Raw genomic sequence first — 20,349 nt, 5'->3', positions numbered from 1 at the left:
TTATTCACAATAGAAGAAGTACCACCAAATTTGACGAAGAACCTTATTTTTTTGTTTTTATCTGCCATCTGCAACATTTCGCCTGTATTTTATTAGCAATCAAACTATTGCAGTGTTGCAGATACCGTTGCAGATACCTTTACAGATGTTTATCTGCAACACCTGATATGATCTTTTTTGCACGCAGACAAATTCTGTTTCCACGAAGGGAAACGACAGTTTCCTGCCTTGAAATGAGTGTTTCAAGCTAAGGAGACTAAAGAGCCAAGCCCGGAAAGAAAAATTTCAAGCCATATAAACAGTCGGAAACCCTACGTGTTTTTATTTATAAGGATACCAATTGCTGCTTTCTTTAAAGATATTTTCCGGAGTATACTTCGCTACTTCCTTCTTCGTTAACTGTTTAGCCCATGCCACACGCCCGGAAGCATCTGCACCCGCACCCGTATTTCCGAATTCGGCATAACGGGCTGTCTTTTCGTTCTCCGGATTCTTCCAATTGTGCCATCCTTCGGGACGAATATGATTGCCAAACTCACAATTGATAAAGACCGTTGCCGCATAAGGACGCCACGGACGTCCCAAATATACTTTTTTCACTCCTGGAGCGGCTGTCAACTTACAGTTTTTGAAAACATAGCCAAATTCTTCACTTTGAGGAGTGGAAGCGGCAGTGATATACGAATCACGTTTACTATACAGCTCACAATATTCGAATAAAGCGGTGGAAGGACCAAAAATAAAATCGGTAGTCCCCTCAATATAGCAATTCGTGAATAGAAGGCGTGCTCCTTCGGTGCCTGTATAAATAGTATCTTGATTTCCCAGAAAACGACAATTGACAAACATCAGCCTGTCACCTTCGGTGTGAAGAGCTACCGCTTGCCCCAGCGGAGCCGCATTATTCTCAATCGTCAGGTCTTTAAAAGTAATGTCATTCCCCTCCACTTTCACCGTATAAGTGCGGAATGTACCCATCTTATTGATATTAGCATGGTCATCGTAAGTGATAATCGTTTTTTCTGCGCTTTCGCCCACTAATTGCACATTCTTTACCCAGGAAGGAATGACTATTTTTTCTTTGTATATACCATTCTTGATATAAATCGTCACTGTATAGTCCATAAAAGCGCGGACAGCTTCCACAGCTTCCTGAATATTGCGGTACTCTCCTGTCCCGTCGCGTGCCACAACTAATGTGTCTTTGCGTTGCTGTTGTTGTGAATAAACAGATGTTACTCCCACACTAAGTAGAAGCAAACACATCATTTTTTTTAAAATAGTCCTTTTCATCGTCGGAAATTACTTTTGTAAACGTTCGTATTCCAAGCTAGCCATAATAAAAGGTCCTACGGCTTTCGGATCGTTATTGCGGATAGTTTCATTAATATAATAGTCATAATCACCGGAACGATAGACCTTTCCTCCTAGCCCTGCCACTGCACAAGCCTTGGTGATGGTTACCAATCCATTGCTGTCCACCTCGATAAAATTATCCAGGAATCCTTTGTAGCCTTTCAAAGCCACATCCAGATAAGACTTGTCAATATATCCCAGACGAACAGCCTTAAAGAGCGAATAAATAAACATAGCGGAACAGGAAGATTCTACGTAATTCCCCTTGTCACCACTTCTGTCCATCACCTGATACCATCCTCCAGTCTTCGGATCTTGAAGTTTCTTCACCTGCACAGCTACATTATTCAAGATATCAAGCAGAGAATCTCTTCCGGCTTCATGCTGCGGAATAAATTCAAGCACATCTACCAGAGCCATCGCATACCATCCCATCGCACGCCCCCACGTATGTTTCGACTGTCCGGTCACCGGGTCCGCCCAACGTTCAGTGCGGCTTACATCGCACGCATGACGATAAAGACCATTTTTAGGATCATACGTATGACGGGCACAAGTGACAAACTGGTTGATTACATCTGCATAATCCTGCGGGAGATTATTACGGAATGCATATTCCGCGTAGAAAGGAGCTCCCATGTAAATTCCGTCCAACCACATTTGGTGGGGATAAATCTTTTTATGCCAAAAACCACCGTCCTCATTACGCGGTTGTCCTTCAAACTGGCTATAAAGCAGGTCGAGCGCTTTCTTATATTTAGGATTCTTGGTCTGCTCATAGATACGGAAAAGGATTTTTCCGGAGTTGATACGGTCGAGGCTATAATCGGTTAATTTATAAGCGGTAATGCTTCCGTCCTCGTGCACCATTGTATCCGCATACGCGATGGCGTAATCGCGAATTTTCTTGTCGCCATAAGCGTCGTACACATCGAGCATGGCTCCCAGTTCAAGTCCGTGGCAATAATCCCACTTCAGTTTCGGCTGAAAGTCAAGTTGCCAGGATTCCGGGTAACGGATCATTTCCGATTCAGTCAGCCGCACAGACCAGGGAAGCCTGCTGTCTACCTGTTGTGCCGATGCCGGAAGTGACATTGTAACCAGCAGAGTCAATATAAAAAAATTATAAAAAAGAGTTCGTCTCATGGTTTGTTATTTTAAGGATTAAACATACAAGTCTTTCACGCTACGAAAGTAGTGTTTTTCCTCCAAAGCCAGTGGGATTTTTTAGTCAAGTAGGTGCATTTTTTGTTTTTCGTGCACGGAAACGACTAATTTTGTGCACGCAAACGTCAAAAATGTCCATTTTTGATGCAATATCTCATAAATTAAGAGTTTCGTTTTGGAAGAAAGCAAAAAAGGTCTTACTTTTGGCACGGTTTACAACTAATACCCTCTGGGGAAACACAGGTAATTTATCATTAAAACAGAGAAAAAATAGAACAGAATGGAAGAAGTATTCAAGTACATTATCGGTCTTGGAGCGGCAGTGATGATGCCGGTCATTTTCACAATCTTAGGAGTATGTATCGGTATTAAATTCTCTAAAGCGCTGAAAAGCGGTTTATTGGTAGGTGTCGGTTTCGTTGGTTTATCGGTAGTCACAGCGTTGCTTACCAGCAGCCTGGGCCCTGCACTAAGTAAAATGGTAGAAATCTACGGATTGGAACTGGGTATTTTCGACATGGGATGGCCTTCTGCAGCAGCAGTTGCCTACAATACATCTGTCGGTGCTTTTATTATCCCGGTCTGTCTGGGTGTTAACTTACTGATGTTGCTTACCAAAACAACCCGCACCGTCAACATCGACCTTTGGAACTACTGGCATTTCGCCTTTATCGGAGCCATCGTCTATTTTGCTTCCGACAATATCTTCTGGGGCTTCTTTGCAGCAATCATCTGCTACATCATTACACTGGTAATGGCGGATATGACTGCTCCTGCTTTCCAAAAGTTCTATGATAAAATGGAAGGTATCTCTATTCCGCAACCTTTTTGCCAAAGTTTTGTTCCGTTTGCCATTGTAATTAATAAACTACTTGATAAAATCCCGGGATTCGACAAACTGAATATCGACTCGGAAGGCATGAAAAAGAAATTCGGATTGATGGGTGAACCGTTGTTCCTGGGTATTGTGATCGGTTGCGGTATCGGCGCACTGGGTTGTGCCAGTTGGAAAGAAGTGTTGGATGGTATTCCGGGCATTTTAGGACTGGGTATCAAGATGGGTGCGGTAATGGAATTAATTCCACGTATCACCAGTCTCTTCATCGAAGGTTTGAAACCTATTTCTGACGCTACCCGCGAGCTGATTGCTAAGAAATATAAGAATAACACCGGATTGAGCATCGGTATGAGCCCTGCACTGGTAATCGGTCACCCGACTACCCTGGTGGTATCTCTACTTTTAATCCCTGTAACTATCTTCCTGGCTGTTATCCTTCCGGGCAACCGTTTTTTACCGCTGGCTTCCCTGGCAGGTATGTTCTACTTGTTCCCGATGATTCTGCCTATTACAAAAGGTAACGTAGTGAAATCATTTATTATCGGTCTGGTGGCTTTGACAGTCGGTCTGTATTTCGTGACAGGACTGGCAGGCTTCTTCACACTGGCCGCCAAAGATGTATATGCCGCAACGGGCGACCCGACAGTGAATATCCCCGCCGGTTTTGAAGGTGGAGCACTCGACTTTGCTTCCAGCCTCTTCTGTTGGGGTATCTTCCACCTGACTTACAGTCTGAAGATTATCGGTCCTGCCATCCTCGTGGCACTGGCACTCGGAATGGCTATCTACAACCGTATCCGCATGACTAGAAATGACGCAAAGAATGCATCAACCCATAAAGAATAATATAAATCCTATAAAGAAAAGATGATGAAAAAATTAGCAATTGCAATGATGTTGGGTATCGCAGCGATGTCTGCTTCTGCCCAGGTGAATTACAAGATGCAAGTGGCTTGCAGTCCTCAAGACGTGAAAACGTATGATACCAACCGCCTGCGTAGTAGCTTTCTGATGGAGAAAGTAATGGTTCCGAATGAAATCAACGTTACTTATTCAATGTACGACCGCCTGATCTTCGGTGGTGCAGTACCTGCAACAAAAGAACTGGTACTTGAAACGATTGATCCGCTGAAATCTAAATTCTTCCTTGAACGCCGCGAACTGGGTGTCATCAACATTGGTGGCGAAGGTATCGTAACCGTAGACGGTAAAGAATATACGCTGAAATTCAAAGATGCTTTATACGTAGGTAGAGGCAAGCAGAAAGTGACTTTCAAGAGCAAAGATTCCAGCAATCCTGCCAAGTTCTACATCAACTCGGCTACTGCTCACAAGGAATACAAAACTCAATTGATTACTATCGACGGACGCAAAGGTTCTCTGAAAGCCAACTCATTTGCTGCCGGAAAGATGGAAGAAAGCAACGACCGCGTTATCAACCAGTTAATTGTTAACAACGTACTTGAAGAAGGTCCTTGCCAATTACAGATGGGACTGACAGAGTTGAAACCGGGTAGCGTATGGAACACGATGCCGGCACACACTCACTCTCGTCGTGTGGAAGCATACTTCTATTTCAATGTACCGGCAGGAAATGCGATCTGTCACTTCATGGGCGAACCTCAAGAAGAGCGTATTGTATGGATGCAGAATGAACAAGCTATCATGTCACCGGAATGGTCTATTCACGCTGCTGCCGGAACAAGCAACTACATGTTTATCTGGGGTATGGCAGGTGAAAACCTCGACTACGGAGATATGGACAAAATCAAATATACAGAAATGCGCTAATCGTTGCGTATTCCTGTTCATACATATAATCAATGATCCGAAAAACTTCATTCTTTTCTCCTGCGAGAGAAAGGAATGAAGTTTTCCGGATTTTGCATATTCTTCCCCCAAAGAACAAACATTCGTTACCTTATTATATATAGGATGTAACAAAATCCAACTATAATGCAACGAATAATACATGATTTTGACCAATTTTTACAAATAAAATTCAGTCTAAATACCGACCTTTGTCAACGAAACAAAATCTATTTAAATCCATTATCATGAATGCATTTCAAAAAACAGGCGAAAAAATGACAAACTACAGATGGACTATCTGTGCTATGCTATTTTTTGCTACCACAGTTAACTATCTCGACCGTCAGGTTCTCTCATTGACATGGGATGAATTTATCAAACCAGAATTCCACTGGGACGAATCTCACTACGGTACTATTACTTCTGTTTTCTCGATTGTATACGCTATATGTATGCTGTTTGCCGGTCGTTTTGTCGACTGGATGGGAACTAAAAAAGGCTACCTTTGGGCCATTGGTGTCTGGTCTGCCGGTGCTTGCCTCCATGCTGTCTGCGGCATCATCACAGAAGCTCACGTTGGTCTCCACAGCGCAGCAGAACTGGCTGGTGCAACAGGAGACACTATTGTCGTTATCGCTACTGTCAGTATGTATTGCTTCCTCGCTGCCCGCTGTATTCTGGCCTTAGGAGAAGCTGGCAACTTCCCTGCCGCTATTAAAGTAACTGCAGAGTATTTCCCTAAAAAAGACCGTGCGTATGCTACTTCCATCTTTAATGCGGGTGCGTCAATCGGCGCATTGATTGCCCCTCTTACCATTCCTATCTTAGCCAAAGCGTTCGGTTGGGAAATGGCATTTATCGTGATTGGTGGACTTGGCTTCATTTGGATGGGATTCTGGGTATTCATGTACGATGCTCCATCTAAAAGCAAACATGTCAATCAGGCAGAGCTTGATTATATTGAACAAGACCAGCGCGAAGCAGGCAGTGCTCCGATGACAGATGAGAAAGATGAAAAAAGAATGAAGTTCTGGCAATGTTTCAGCTACAAGCAGACATGGGCCTTCATCTTCGGTAAGTTCACCACTGACGGTGTATGGTGGTTCTTCCTTTTCTGGACTCCGTCTTATCTGAATACTCAATTCGGCATCAAAACCTCCGACCCGTTGGGTATGGCATTAATCTTTACGCTTTATGCGGTAACCATGTTATCCATCTATGGTGGTAAATTACCTACCATCTTCATCAACAGAACGGGTATGAATCCTTATGCAGCCCGTATGAAAGCGATGTTGATCTTCGCCTTCTTCCCATTGGTTGTATTGTTGGCACAGCCGTTAGGTACGGTTTCTCCATGGTTCCCGGTTATTTTAATCGGTATCGGTGGTGCTGCTCATCAATCCTGGTCAGCTAACATCTTCTCTACTGTAGGTGATATGTTCCCAAGAACGGCTATTGCAAGTATTACCGGTATCGGTGGTATGGCAGGAGGCGTAGGTTCTATGATTCTTCAGAAAGTGGCAGGTAACTTGTTCGTATATGCTTCCGGAACAACAATGGTTGACGGCAAAGAGGTGGAAATGACGAAAGAATTGCTCGAACAAGGAGCACAATTCGTACACCCTGCCATGACATTCATGGGCTTCGAAGGTAAACCTGCCGGATATTTCATAATTTTCTGCGTGTGTGCAGTAGCTTATCTGCTTGGTTGGGTCATCATGAAGGCATTAGTTCCGAAATACAAACCTATCGTATTGGATTAATTCCATTTCAATAGATACTATCAATAAAAACAAAAGAGTAATCCGGTGACGGATTACTCTTTTGTTTTTAACCAATTATTCAAAAAATGAAAAATAAAAAAGCCTCTTCTCACGAAGAAGGCTTTTTAGGTTTACTTATCCTGCATCATCCTCCTGCAATTTTTTTAAACGTAACACTAAAAAACAGTGTTTTGCATTCCTATAATGAAGTATAGTAAACGTTAAGATGAAAAAAAGGGAAGTCTCACGACTTCCACAATTCTTCTAACCTTAAATCTAAATCTCTATGAAAAAAACGTGTTGCAAATATAGGCGTTTGTTCAATATAGAGGTGTTAATGAATTGCATAAAGAGAGAATAAAAACTAACATCTGCAAAAATGATGCAATTTTTCAGGAGCCTTCTATTAATTTTAATAAACTTTTATAGAGAGGATTGCGTTCCAAGAGTTCGGGAACTCCCGTGATGAACATCTGTTTCCTTGCACGGGTCAAGGCAACATTCAGTTTTCGGTCAATCAAAACACCCTCTTCTTCCGTCAGATTGGATAGAAATTTTAATTGATAAGGGTAGTTGACACAGAAGGAATAGATTATTACATCACGCTCGCTTCCCTGGAACCGCTCCACCGTGTCAACCAGAATGCGATTCAAAACCGGAATACCTACTGATTCTATTTCTTTTTTAATCAATGCTATCTGACTCCGGTAAGGAGTAATGATTCCTAAAGTACGGGATTCGTCAAAATCCGACTGATGGTGTTCATAAATGCGAACGGCTAAATCCGCAACGATACGTGCTTCCGAATAGTTGATTTTGGCAGATGCTCCTGCTTTCTCCGGCACAGACGGATAAAAGGCTAAACGGCAGATCGTGTCCGAGTCCTCTATTTGATGAGGTAGTCCGACAGGAATCAGCCGCCCCCCGTAAAAAGCACGATTGGCAAATAAGGCAACTTCCGGATGCATGCGTCCCTGACGACAAAGCATATCATAGGAACGATGAATAGCAGACGATGAACAGGCTGCCGTACAGTTCCGATAAAGACGTTCGAACAAAGAATCTTTCAGATTGCTCAATCCGATAGACAGTAATGATTCATCATAGATTGCCGCCTGTTCCGCGTTTTGCTGCACAACAGCAGGCAGTTGCTTATGATCTCCGATCAATACAAACTTATCTATTGCATCTTTTTCATCTTCTCCACGTGCACAGAGGATTCCTAACAACTGCGGTTCCAGGATTTGGGTAGCCTCATCAATAATAGCTACATCAAAATGTTTCAAGCGAAACAGTTCCGGCTTACCGGAAATAGCCGCTACCGTTCCCACAATAATCCGACAATTCCGAATACGCTCGTAAACTTCCGAACGACGGTTGCAAGAGGATAATTCATTTTCAATCAGATGCACGCGGTAGGCTTCATCACATGACAATTCACTTCCTACCCGGATAAAGTCAACTGCCGGAGCAATGGAAGCCAACGACTTGCATATCTCATCAACCGCCCGGTTGGTATAGGAAAGCAAAAGAATCTGCGCATCCTTGTCTGCATGGAAAGTCTCTACCATTTTCTTCAAGGCACATGAAGTCTTGCCTGTTCCCGGAGGTCCAATAAGAAGGAAATAGTCCTGTGCGGCTTTTGCCTTCAGGGCGACTCGCGTAAAATCGTCTTCCGAACAGAAAATCATGGAATCCAATGATTTATCAAACCTCGGAGGACGTTGTGACAGCAACAAGTCACGACGTTCTTTTCTTGCAGAAAGATAAGCATATAATCCCTGATACATCGAGCGGAATGTCGTATCCATTGTATCATGCTCTATGGCATAAAGGCTTTCGGCCGGAAGTACGGATGGATTCTGCTGGGTAGCACGCAAGCGGATACCTATTTCGTTTTCTGTCAGATACTCGATATTGCCTTTGAAAACCATTTTATTGGTGACATTATCTGTATCACAGTTTCGTTCATAAAGGATAATGGCGTCGCCTTGACGGAAATTAGGAAGGAAAGTTTCAGCATGAAGCATCTCACTTCCAGCGGTAAGAGTAAGTCCGGCTTTATATTCATCGGTGGCATGGTTCTCCTTTATTTTCAGATCATAAATGATTTCTCCAGCCTCACATTTCTCCGCCAATGTAGAGAGCCACAAAGAAGCTGCCCCTGTACGTCCCTCATAATCCACGTCACCGGATTTTGAGGTATAAAGTTCCTTTGTTATAAAGTTGTACACCGCATAGAAGTAATTCTTTTCCAATGCGGAAAGAGCTTTCAGCTTCGATTGAAAGTTATCAATAGAAGGACGCAGGTATGTTTCCCAGAAACGCCCTTTCAATCCTCGTTCATTCAAGGTGGAAGCATTAATTTCTTCCAGTTTTTGTGACGTATACTCCAGGCTGTTTCGTAATTGGATGCCATATTCATCGGCTACAATCCGGTTACGCAAATCAATTACCCGGCGTACCATCGCCCACGAAGGACGGGAAGGGTAAAGAAGCGGATAGCGGGTATAAAGCAAATAAGCTTTCACTTTTCGGTGATCCATTCCCATCGAATATTGCAATACCGCCTGATAAAGCAACATCTGTACTTTATTATTCTCTTTCGGTTCTACCTTGCCCCGGATAGCATACTCGTCCGCTTTACCGGATTTCATTTCGATAAAAGAAGACATATCCCGCTGCATATAGTCAAGACGTCCCTGGAGTCCGAGTGCTTCGCAAATATAAGATGGTTCGAGCACGGCATCTGTCTTGTCAAGCTCATAGCCGGCTGCATGAAAGGTGTCATTTACTGTTTCACGAATATGATCGAAGTGCAATTTGCAGTCTTCAAAGAATTGGCGTTCTTTCTCCTTGTCTCGCAAATCAGAGCAGGCGGCCAGTTCAATAGGATAACGCCGGAAGGCTTTCTGCATACAGGTACGATAGTCTATCTCTTCACTCTTTGCATGAATCCATTCGTCCAGAAAAAGGTTGGCTATATTTCCCAGTAATAAAGGACGAGCATTTTCGATCGGTTGAAGACGGGAAAGAAAATAGTTGGCCGGATGGTGTCCGTAGTCACGGAAACACTCGGCAAGGGAACTGATGTCGAGCAAGTAATCCGGTTCGAGTACGATAAAAGAAGGGGTCAGGATTCCTGCTTCATCGATGGCTACATCCAATAAATTGACTTGCGCATGCCGCCAAAGCAGCTTGCACGTTTCTGCAAACTCTTCATTGATTTGAGGAACATTATAACGGACAAGGTATGGTTGCTCAGAAACTTCATCCAAGGGAGTCACATACAGATATTGTTCGTCGGCATACTGGAAACAGACACGCATCCGCTGTACCCGCTCGCGGGCAGGAGGCGCAACCAAATAGGTGGCATCCGCACGCGGAAATAGTCGATATAGTTCCAGAGGAATATCTTCATCCAAGAGTTTACGGATAAAGAAAGCCAGAGTTTTCGCATCCCGCAAGAGTTGTTCCCGGTTGGGCTCTTGTTGACGGTTCAGGATAGCATTTGAAGTTAACCGGAAAGTATGCAGCCGGTTCTGCTCTGTAACAGAAAGACCCACCTTAGCTGACACAAAACTAATTCGTGCGGAAAGATCGGTCATCTGTAAACTTTCGTTTTGCATTTGCCCGCGACAAATGCGTTCCAGCAAGTCGCGCATTTGCTTATATCCTACGGCAAGATAGGCATCTTCTGCCCGGCAAACTGCTAAAAGGATTTCATAAGATTCTATCGCTTCATTCTTCGGACAAGGCAACTTCATCTCCAGTTTCATCTTCTACTTCCTCTTCCTCTTCGGTTTTCTTCTTGTCTTTTATCATCAAAATACTCATCTCGTACAACAGATAAAGTGGAATAGCTACGACACTCAATGTGAAGGGATCGCCTGTCGGAGTAATAATAGCAGCTGCTATCACGATGACAACCACCGCATGACGGCGGTATCTCCGCAAGAAAGACTTGTTCACCACTCCCAGCAAAGAAAGCAGCCATGTAACCAACGGAAGTTCAAAAGCCAATCCCATGCAGAGAACCAGCATCATAAAATTATCTATATAGGAATTAAGCGACAAGATATTCTCCACTTCCGAACTCAACTGATAGGTAGACAGGAAACGGAGAGTCAGCGGATAAACCATAAAGTAACCCAGCAGTACGCCGATGAAAAACATCACCGTTCCGATAGTCAATGCTTTACGCACGCCCTTTCTCTCATTCGGATAAAGAGCGGGATTGATGAAACGCCATATTTCAAAAAAGATATAAGGCATAGCCGTCACCACCGACATCCAAAATGCTGTCGACATGTGAATAAAGAAAGGAGCAGCCAAGTTGATATTGACCAGCTTCACATAAAATTGTTGTGTGAAGAAGTCATCGGTCAAATCAAATGTTTTACCGATATGCCGTAATAAATCGTAGAATATGAAATCATTGTGGCAAGGTGCAAGTATTACATGGTCGAAGAGGTAGGGCATAGCAATAAAATAGCCTATCGCCAATACAAACCAAACTCCAACTACCCGAAAAAGCACCTTACGCAGTTCGTCCAAATGATCCCAAAAGGTCATTTCTGCCATCCGTATGTTGTGCTCTTTTAGTTCTTAGAAGGATCTACAGGTTTGTCCAACTCGTCTTTTGCCTTGTTTATTTCATCTTTCGCTTCGTTCACACCGTCTTTGAAACTTTTTACACCTTTGCCTAATCCGCGCATCAGTTCAGGTATTTTCTTTCCACCAAAAAGAAGAAGGATAACCAAAGCGATAATAATCCATTCGGAACCACTAGGCAAAAAGCCTAACAATAATAAGTTTGTCATAAGTTTATTTGATATAAGAGGTTTTTAATAGTTGCTGCAAATATAATCATTTTCACCACAGGTTACATAGATTAGCCCTGTTTTTTATGACAACACAGGGTTATTAGAAAATTCTAATCCTGATAATATACCCGCTTCACCCGTGTCGATATACTTGTCAACACTTCATAAGGGATCGTATCCAGCTTATCGGACAACACCGTAATCGGAAGATCATCACCAAAGATGATAGCCTGATCGCCTTCCCGACAATCAATATCCGTCACATCGATCATGCAGACGTCCATACAGATATTCCCTACATAAGGAGCTTTCTTTCCGTTCACCAGGCAATAGGCGTTGCCGCGTCCCAAATGGCGGTTCAATCCATCCGCATAGCCGATAGGAATGGCCGCAATGCGTGAAGGACGTGCCAAATGCCCCATCCGGCTATATCCTACCGTATCTTCTTGGGGAACATCCCGTATCTGAAGAATGGTAGTCTTCAACGTACTTACATTATGTATAATCGAGTTGTCTATCGGGCTAACTCCATAAAGTCCGATTCCCAAGCGCACCATATCAAATTGTGCATCAGGGAAACGCTCGATTCCTGCCGTATTACAGATATGACGGAGAATCTTATGAGAGAAGGCAGCCTGCAATTCTTGCGAGCCTTTCTCGAACAATTCAATCTGCCTGCGAGTGAAAGCGTCGAACTGCGGCGAATCACTTCCTACAAAATGAGAGAATACCGAACGGGGGATCACCGCACTCTGATTCTTCAGACGACGAATGAGCAATGGTATATCTTCTACCGCAAAGCCCAGACGGTGCATACCTGTATCCAGTTTCACATGAATCGGGAAGTTGGTGATTCCTTCTTTTTCTGCTGCTTTGATGAGCGCATCAAGCAGATGGAAATTATAGACTTCCGGTTCCAGCTTATAATCGAACATGGTTTTGAATGCCGTAAGCTCCGGATCCATAATTATAATAGAGGCGGTAATACCTGCTTTGCGAAGTTCGGAACCTTCGTCAGCCACGGCCACAGCCAGATAATCGACATGGTGTTCCTGCAAGCTCTTGGCTATTTCGTACGAACCGGCTCCGTAAGCGGATGCTTTCACCATACAGATCACCTTTGTTTCCGGATGGCGAAGCATGGAACGGTAATGGTTCAGATTGGCGACCATCGCTCCCAGGTTTACTTCAAGGATGGTTTCATGCACCTTCAATTCAAGTTCTTCGGATACCAAATCAAAGTTGAACACGCGCGAACCTTTTACCAGAATTACTTCCGAATGAAGTGATTTGAGTATGCCGGATGTAAGAAGTGCTTCTGTGTTAGGAAAGAAGTAGCGTTCGAGATCGTCATCAAAACGAGCGGAACAGGAGGATATTTCCTGCCCTACACCAATCAGTTTATTTATTCCTTTACTCTGCACCAACTGTGCTACACGCCGGTAGAGCGTAGCGGTACTTTGGCCGGTTTCCAGTATATCCGACAGGATCAGTGTCCGCTTCAAGCCTTTCTTTTCCGAACGGCGTACCAGAAAGTCGAGTGCAATATCCAACGATGCCAGGTCTGAATTATAACTATCATTAATCAATACGCAGTTATTCTTTCCTTCTTTCACTTCCAGACGCATGGCAATCGGTTCGAGACGGGCCATCCGTTCGGTGATCTGGTCGGCAGGTGTCATCAGGTAAAGACAAGCTGCCAGGCAATTCAGCACATTTTCAATGGAAGCGTCATCGATGAAAGGAATACAGAATGTATTATCCATTTCCAGATAACGATAGGATATAACGGTATGATCTTCTTTCTTGATTACACGGCTGATATACAACGGACGTTCAATATCCCTACGGCTCCAGGCTATTTCACGTGCAGTCAGCATTGATTTTGCGACACAATTACTGATTAATTCGTTATCGCCGTTGTAAATCACTACATCGCAGTCTTTGAAAAGCGTCAGTTTCTCCATGCATTTCTCTTGCAATGAGAAGAAATTTTCCTGATGGGCACCGCCGATATTGGTCAGAATACCAATGGTAGGCTTTATCATTCGTTTCAAGGCTCCCATCTCTCCCATTTCGGAGATGCCGGCTTCGAAAATGCCCAGTTCTGCTTCTTCTGAAAGTTGCCATACAGAAAGAGGAACTCCGATCTGCGAATTATAGCTACGCGGAGAACGGACGATACAACGATCCGGACTAAGTAACTGGTGCAACCACTCTTTCACAATGGTTTTTCCATTGCTTCCGGTGATACCGATCACAGGGATTTTAAATTTATCACGATGCGCTTCGGCAAGCTTCTGCAAAGCCTTCAGAGGATTGGGAACGATAAGGAAATTGAGAGTTGAGAGTTGAGAATTGAGAATTGGCTGCGCATCATCATCCTGCCCAGATTTCTCCATTTTCAATTCTCCATTCTCAATTAATTTAAAGTCTTCTTCTGTTATTACAAAATTGCGTACGCCCCGGTCGTATAATTCGGGGATATAACGGACTCCGCTATTTCGTTTGGTAGTTAAAGCAAAAAAGAGAGTTTCTTCCGGAAAACTCAAAGAGCGGCTGTCTGTTAACAGCCAATCAATAGTCGCTTTATGTTTGCCCATACGGCGGGCACCGATACTTTTGGCTATGGATTCAATCGCATATGACATAGTTCTGTTTCTTTTTGAAAATCTAAGTACGGGTATTTTCCGATAAGTCGTTCTATTTTTAACACTATTTGTCCTAAAAAGCGTTGATACGCCTCTGACTCGGGGTGAAAGGGTTTATGTGCCAAGTCCCGGCGGATGTCCTGCACTGCCATGATAACCTGCTTTGTTTCAGCGGAAAAGAAGGTTTCGGAGAAGCGTTCCCACAGGTAACGAATCGCCAGAGGAGACGGATGCAGCATATCGTCAGCATAGAAGCGATAATCACGCAATTCGTCTAATATGATTTCATAAGAGGGGAAGTAGAACACTCGTTCCGGGAACAATTGCTGCAACCGGTCGATGGCCAGTAACAACGTAGATTTACTTAATTGATTGGCGTGCATTCCGTCGCGTATATGACGGATCGGGCTGACTGTAAACAGCCATTTTAATTCCGGATTGCAGGCTGCCATTCCGGTGATGAGCGCTGTATAATCTTCTACAATTTCTTCAACAGTAAGCCGGTAACGTAAGAAATGGTTTTCCGGCAGTTGATGGCAGTTGGCTACCACTTGCCCACTCTCTTTTTGTTTATAAACATAAGCGGTGCCCAAAGTTACCATTAGCCAGTTCAACTCCGGTAGTCTTTGATGGGCGTGATGAAGACGGGCATTTATGGTATGCAACGTTTCTTCGGGCGTAAAAGCTGAAAAAGAGCCGTGATGCATCGGACTATGCCATAAGTCTTTGTAGGTAAACAAATCCTGGCTGGTATATTCTTTATGTCCCATAATCTCTCTCAAAGCGGATGAGACGGACAAAGGATTATAAAGGATACCAAAAGGATTCAGATCCAGCTGAAACCCGGCGTCCATTAATTGTCTCCCGATATTTTCTGCAAAACAGGAGCCCATCAAAAGAATACGATCTGCATGACTGACAGGTGGCATCCCGGCAGGCAATTCTACAGATGTTTGAAAGTTCATACGATTTTCCATCATTTCATTACGTTTCATATGCAAAAGTAATCAAAAAACAATTTCCTACCTCTTTTTCCTCACGATTCAATAATCTTAGGGAGTATGGAAAAACAGATACGTCCCTATGCCGAATAAGATTTTATAAAAAAAAGGGGGGCGAATATACTTTCTTTTCGTATTTTTGCACTAAATTTCCTCGAATCATGAAGAATGAACCGATATATAACTTGCTAAACACTATCAATTATCCTGACGACCTGCGAAGACTAGACGTAGAGCAACTGCCGGAGGTATGTAGTGAATTAAGGCAAGACATTATTAAAGAACTTTGCTGCAACCCGGGGCATTTTGCTGCCAGTCTGGGAACAGTGGAGCTGACCGTAGCTTTACACTACGTCTACAATACACCTTATGACCGTATTGTATGGGACGTGGGACATCAGGCATACGGCCACAAAATACTGACAGGACGCCGTGAAGCCTTTTCTACGAACAGGAAACTCGGAGGAATCCGCCCTTTCCCGTCTCCGGAAGAAAGCGAATATGATACTTTCACGTGCGGACATGCTTCCAATTCTATTTCTGCAGCTCTCGGTATGGCTGTCGCAGCCGCCAGAAAAGGAGATGTCAAACGCCATGTAGTAGCCATCATCGGCGACGGTTCCATGAGTGGCGGACTGGCTTTTGAAGGGCTGAACAATGCATCTGCCACGTCGAACAACCTGCTCATTATCCTGAATGACAATGATATGGCCATTGACCGTAGTGTAGGAGGTATGAAGCAATATCTCTTCAACCTGACAACTTCCAACCGCTATAATCAGTTACGTTTCAAGCTCTCGCGCATGTTATTCAAGCTCGGCATCCTAAACGAAGAACGTCGCAAAGCGCTCATACGTTTCGGGAACAGCCTGAAATCAATGGCTGCACAGCAACAGAATATTTTCGAAGGGATGAATATCCGTTACTTCGGTCCGATAGACGGACACGACGTAAAGAACCTGGCAAGAGTATTACGTGATATCAAAGATATGCAAGGACCTAAAATCCTGCATCTACATACTATCAAAGGAAAAGGATTCGGTCCGGCGGAGAAACACGCTACCGAATGGCATGCTCCCGGCAAATTCGATCCGGTCACCGGCGAACGTTTCATTGCCAACACTGAAGGAATGCCTCCGCTTTTCCAGGATGTATTCGGAAATACATTGGTAGAGCTTGCCGAAGCCAATCCGAAGATTGTCGGTGTCACTCCCGCCATGCCTAGCGGTTGTTCGATGAATATACTGATGGAGAAAATGCCCAAACGTGCGTTTGATGTAGGCATCGCCGAAGGACATGCGGTTACTTTCTCCGGTGGGATGGCAAAAGACGGACTGCAACCATTCTGCAATATCTATTCTTCTTTTATGCAACGGGCGCATGATAATATCATCCACGACGTAGCGATTCAGAATCTCCCTGTTGTTTTGTGCCTCGACCGCGCCGGATTGGTTGGCGAAGACGGTCCTACTCATCACGGAGCTTTTGATATGGCATGTTTACGCCCGATCCCTAATTTGACTATCAGTTCCCCGATGGACGAACATGAATTACGTCGCCTGATGTATACGGCACAATTGCCGGACAAGGGACCGTTCGTGATCCGTTACCCCCGTGGACGCGGCGTACTGGTGGACTGGAAATGTCCGCTAGAAGAGATCCCGGTAGGAAAAGGACGGAAACTGAAAGAGGGTAGCGACCTTGCAGTGATTACTATCGGACCGATAGGAAACGTAGCCGCCCGTGCCATCACCCGGGCAGAAGCTGATTTCGGTCTGTCGATCGCCCATTACGATTTGCGTTTCCTGAAACCGCTGGACGAAGAGCTATTACATGAGGTAGGACGCAAATTCCAACGTGTCCTGACTATCGAAGACGGGATTATCAAAGGCGGTATGGGTAGTGCTATCCTTGAATTTATGGCAGACAACGAATACAAACCAACCGTGAAGCGTATCGGTATCCCCAACCTATTTGTAGAGCATGGATCAGTTGCCGAACTGTATCAACTGTGCGGCATGGATGAAGAAGGGATTCTGACTAAAATAAAAGAATTTATCAATTGACATGAAGATTATTATTGCCGGTGCCGGCAACGTAGGCACCCATTTGGCCAAGTTGTTATCGCGCGAAAAGCAAGATATCATCTTGATGGATGATGACGAAGAGAAACTAAGCGCTCTTAGTGCCAATTTTGACTTGCTGACTGTTGCCGCTTCTCCTTCTTCCATCTCCGGATTGAAAGAAGTGGGCGTCAAAGAAGCCGACCTGTTTATCGCAGTCACACCGGACGAAAGCCGTAACATGACTGCCTGTATGCTGGCTACCAATCTGGGAGCTAAAAAGACAGTGGCACGTATCGACAATTACGAATATCTTCTGCCCAAAAATAAAGAGTTTTTCCAGAAGTTGGGAGTAGATTCTCTGATTTACCCGGAAATGCTGGCTGCCAAAGAAATCGTATCTTCCATGCGTATGAGCTGGGTACGCCAATGGTGGGAGTTCTGTGGAGGTTCTCTAGTTCTGATTGGCACGAAGATGCGCGAAAAGGCTGAAATCCTGAATATACCGCTGCATCAGCTAGGCGGTCCTAACATACCTTATCACGTAGTAGCCATCAAACGTGGAACGGAAACGATTATTCCCCGTGGAGACGATGTCATTAAATTGCATGATATTGTTTATTTCACCACTACCCGCAAGTATATTCCTTATATTCGTAAGATAGCCGGCAAGGAAGATTATGCCGACGTACGCAATGTGATGATTATGGGGGGAAGCCGTATCGCAGTCCGTACCGCACAATATGTGCCGGACTATATGCAGGTGAAAATAGTAGATAATGATCTGAACCGTTGCAACCGCCTTACGGAGTTACTGGATGATAAGACAATGATTATCAACGGAGATGGTCGCGATATGGATTTGCTCATCGAAGAGGGACTAAAGAATACCGAAGCATTTGTTGCTCTGACCGGTAACTCGGAAACGAATATTCTAGCCTGTCTTGCCGCTAAACGTATGGGAGTGGAAAAGACAGTGGCAGAAGTGGAGAATATCGACTATATCGGTATGGCGGAAAGCCTTGACATCGGTACTGTTATCAATAAAAAAATGATTGCTGCCAGCCATATCTACCAAATGATGTTGGATGCCGATGTGTCTAATGTGAAATGTCTTACTTTTGCCAATGCGGACGTTGCTGAATTCACTGTACCGGAAGGTGCTAAAATCACCAAACACCTGATTAAGGACCTGGGACTCCCGAAGGGTACTACCATCGGAGGAATGATCCGCAACGGAGAAGGTATCTTGGTGACGGGTGATACACAAATCCGTCCCGGCGACCATGTAGTCGTATTCTGCCTGAGTATGATGATTAAAAAGATTGAGAAGTTCTTTAATTAAGCATAAGATAACTAAACCAATTTATGATTAATTCAAAGATGATATTCCGGATTCTGGGCTTTCTGCTTCTGATAGAAACAGCAATGCTGTTATGTTGTGGAGCGGTTTCTCTTTTTTATAAAGAGAATGACTTGCAGAGTTTCCTGATTTCATCTGCTGTCACAGCCTGTATTGGCTTTCTGCTGCTTGCCATCGGGAAAGACGCAGTGAAATCCCTGAATCGCCGCGATGGATATGTCATCGTCAGCGCAGCATGGGTTACCTTTTCCCTTTTCGGAATGTTACCTTATTATATAGGAGGATATATTCCCAATGTTGCGGATGCATTTTTTGAGACGATGTCCGGATTTAGCAGTACAGGTGCCACTATTCTGAATAATATAGAGTCGATGCCCCACGGAATACTTTTCTGGCGGGCTATGACGCAATGGATAGGTGGTTTGGGTATTGTATTCTTCACCATTGCCGTTCTGCCGATTTTCGGTGTGGGCGGAATTCAGGTGTTCGCAGCAGAAGCCAGCGGACCTACTCATGATAAAGTGCATCCTCGCATTGGCATCACTGCTAAATGGATTTGGGGTATTTATGCCGGAATGACGGGAACGCTGATTATTTTATTAATAGGTGGTGGCATGAGTATATTCGACAGTGTATGTCATGCTTTTGCTACGACCAGCACTGGTGGGTTCTCTACCAAACAGGCCAGCATTGAATATTACCATTCACCTTACATAGACTATGTAATTTCCATTTTCATGTTCCTTTCAGGTATTAACTTCACGTTGCTGCTGTTGATGTTTAATGGGAAGATTAAGAAGTTCCTACATGATGCGGAACTGAAGTTCTACTTTATTTGTGTTTCATTCTTCACTCTATTCATTGCTATCTGGCTCCATCAGACTTCTTCTATGGGAGTAGAGGAGGCATTCCGAAAATCGCTTTTCCAAGTGGTTTCATTGCAAACTTCTACGGGATTCGTCACAGCTGACTATATGCTCTGGCCTTCTATCCTCTGGGGCTGCCTCATTATTGTGATGATTATCGGAGCTTGTGCCGGCAGTACAACAGGAGGTATCAAGTGTATTCGTATGGTTATCCTGTTTCAAGTAGTGAAAAATGAATTCAAACATATTCTTCACCCTAACGCCATACTCCCGGTGCGGGTAAATAAGCAAGTTATTTCCCCTTCCATTCAGTCTACTGTATTGGCTTTCACCTTTTTGTATGTGGTCATTGTTATCATCAGTGTACTTGTCATGATGGGCTTAGGAGTCGGTTTTCTGGAATCAATAGGAACCGTAATCTCAAGCATAGGTAATATGGGACCAGGCCTCGGCAGATGTGGTCCGGCTTTCTCATGGAGTGCATTGCCTGATGCTGCCAAATGGCTGCTTTCTTTCTTAATGCTCTTGGGACGCTTGGAATTGTTTACAGTATTATTGCTTTTCACTTCCGATTTCTGGAAAAAGAATTAAGAATTCGGTTCTTCGTCAAATTTGGTGGTAATCTCTTTTTTATTTCAACTGT

General features: G+C 44.0%; 13 protein-coding genes. 6 read left to right on the top strand and 7 right to left on the bottom strand.

The window, feature by feature from the left end; genetic code table 11:
- Positions 1-321: 321 nt before the first annotated feature.
- Both DXA54_RS26275 and DXA54_RS26270 read right to left on the bottom strand, forming a co-directional pair.
- Entirely contained in the window at positions 322-1,293 is a 972-nt protein-coding gene (locus tag DXA54_RS26275) for a pectinesterase family protein (protein WP_120081050.1), read from the bottom strand.
- A 9-nt stretch (positions 1,294-1,302) separates the two neighbouring features.
- Complete coding sequence (locus DXA54_RS26270) at positions 1,303-2,502, bottom strand: glycoside hydrolase family 88 protein (protein WP_032852554.1); 1,200 nt, start codon at positions 2,500-2,502, stop codon at positions 1,303-1,305.
- Positions 2,503-2,803: 301 nt separating this feature from the next.
- On the opposite strand from DXA54_RS26270, the gene DXA54_RS26265 reads away from it, so the two are divergent.
- The 3 genes from DXA54_RS26265 to DXA54_RS26255 all read left to right on the top strand — a co-directional run bounded on the left by DXA54_RS26265 (position 2,804) and on the right by DXA54_RS26255 (position 6,936).
- Positions 2,804-4,207, top strand: coding sequence for a PTS galactitol transporter subunit IIC (locus DXA54_RS26265; protein WP_008648905.1), 1,404 nt, complete (start codon positions 2,804-2,806; stop codon positions 4,205-4,207).
- Between the two features lie 24 nt (positions 4,208-4,231).
- On the top strand, positions 4,232-5,152 hold the full coding sequence (kduI, locus tag DXA54_RS26260; RefSeq protein WP_099145998.1) for a 5-dehydro-4-deoxy-D-glucuronate isomerase: 921 nt from the start codon (positions 4,232-4,234) through the stop codon (positions 5,150-5,152).
- Positions 5,153-5,418: 266 nt separating this feature from the next.
- Positions 5,419-6,936, top strand: a complete 1,518-nt coding sequence (locus tag DXA54_RS26255) for an MFS transporter (RefSeq protein WP_004305304.1) — start codon at positions 5,419-5,421, stop codon at positions 6,934-6,936.
- A gap of 392 nt (positions 6,937-7,328) precedes the next feature.
- On the opposite strand, the gene DXA54_RS26250 is transcribed toward DXA54_RS26255, so the two are convergent.
- The 5 genes from DXA54_RS26250 to DXA54_RS26230 form a co-directional block, all read right to left on the bottom strand.
- Positions 7,329-10,715, bottom strand: coding sequence for an AAA domain-containing protein (locus tag DXA54_RS26250; RefSeq protein ID WP_120081048.1), 3,387 nt, complete (start codon positions 10,713-10,715; stop codon positions 7,329-7,331).
- The gene (tatC, locus tag DXA54_RS26245; RefSeq protein WP_032852553.1) at positions 10,678-11,520 is read right to left on the bottom strand and encodes a twin-arginine translocase subunit TatC; all 843 of its coding nucleotides are present in this window, start codon (positions 11,518-11,520) and stop codon (positions 10,678-10,680) included. The genes DXA54_RS26250 and tatC overlap by 38 nt, the downstream gene beginning before the upstream one ends.
- A gap of 17 nt (positions 11,521-11,537) precedes the next feature.
- A complete protein-coding gene (gene tatA / locus DXA54_RS26240; protein WP_004301497.1) occupies positions 11,538-11,759 on the bottom strand; it encodes a twin-arginine translocase TatA/TatE family subunit in 222 nt (73 codons plus the stop codon).
- Positions 11,760-11,872: 113 nt separating this feature from the next.
- Entirely contained in the window at positions 11,873-14,413 is a 2,541-nt protein-coding gene (locus DXA54_RS26235; protein ID WP_004315053.1) for a bifunctional UDP-N-acetylmuramoyl-tripeptide:D-alanyl-D-alanine ligase/alanine racemase, read from the bottom strand.
- Positions 14,389-15,408, bottom strand: coding sequence for a GSCFA domain-containing protein (locus DXA54_RS26230; protein ID WP_229091938.1), 1,020 nt, complete (start codon positions 15,406-15,408; stop codon positions 14,389-14,391). Before DXA54_RS26230 ends, DXA54_RS26235 begins: the two co-directional genes overlap by 25 nt.
- Positions 15,409-15,575: 167 nt before the next feature.
- On the opposite strand from DXA54_RS26230, the gene dxs reads away from it, so the two are divergent.
- The 3 genes from dxs to DXA54_RS26215 are packed head-to-tail and all read left to right on the top strand — an operon-like array spanning position 15,576 to position 20,297.
- Entirely contained in the window at positions 15,576-17,480 is a 1,905-nt protein-coding gene (dxs, locus tag DXA54_RS26225) for a 1-deoxy-D-xylulose-5-phosphate synthase (protein WP_004315051.1), read from the top strand.
- 1 nt (position 17,481) lies between these two features.
- Positions 17,482-18,822, top strand: a complete 1,341-nt coding sequence (trkA, locus tag DXA54_RS26220; protein WP_004305310.1) for a Trk system potassium transporter TrkA — start codon at positions 17,482-17,484, stop codon at positions 18,820-18,822.
- A 23-nt stretch (positions 18,823-18,845) separates the two neighbouring features.
- Positions 18,846-20,297 (top strand): TrkH family potassium uptake protein, encoded by a 1,452-nt coding sequence (locus DXA54_RS26215; protein ID WP_004315050.1) that lies wholly within the window; start codon positions 18,846-18,848, stop codon positions 20,295-20,297.
- Positions 20,298-20,349: the final 52 nt, after the last annotated feature.

Source organism: Bacteroides sp. OF03-11BH, from assembly GCF_003604005.1.
GTDB classification, from domain to species: Bacteria; Bacteroidota; Bacteroidia; order Bacteroidales; family Bacteroidaceae; genus Bacteroides; species Bacteroides ovatus.
Note: the sequence above shows the minus strand (reverse complement) of the source record. Positions and strands in the feature narration are given on the sequence as shown.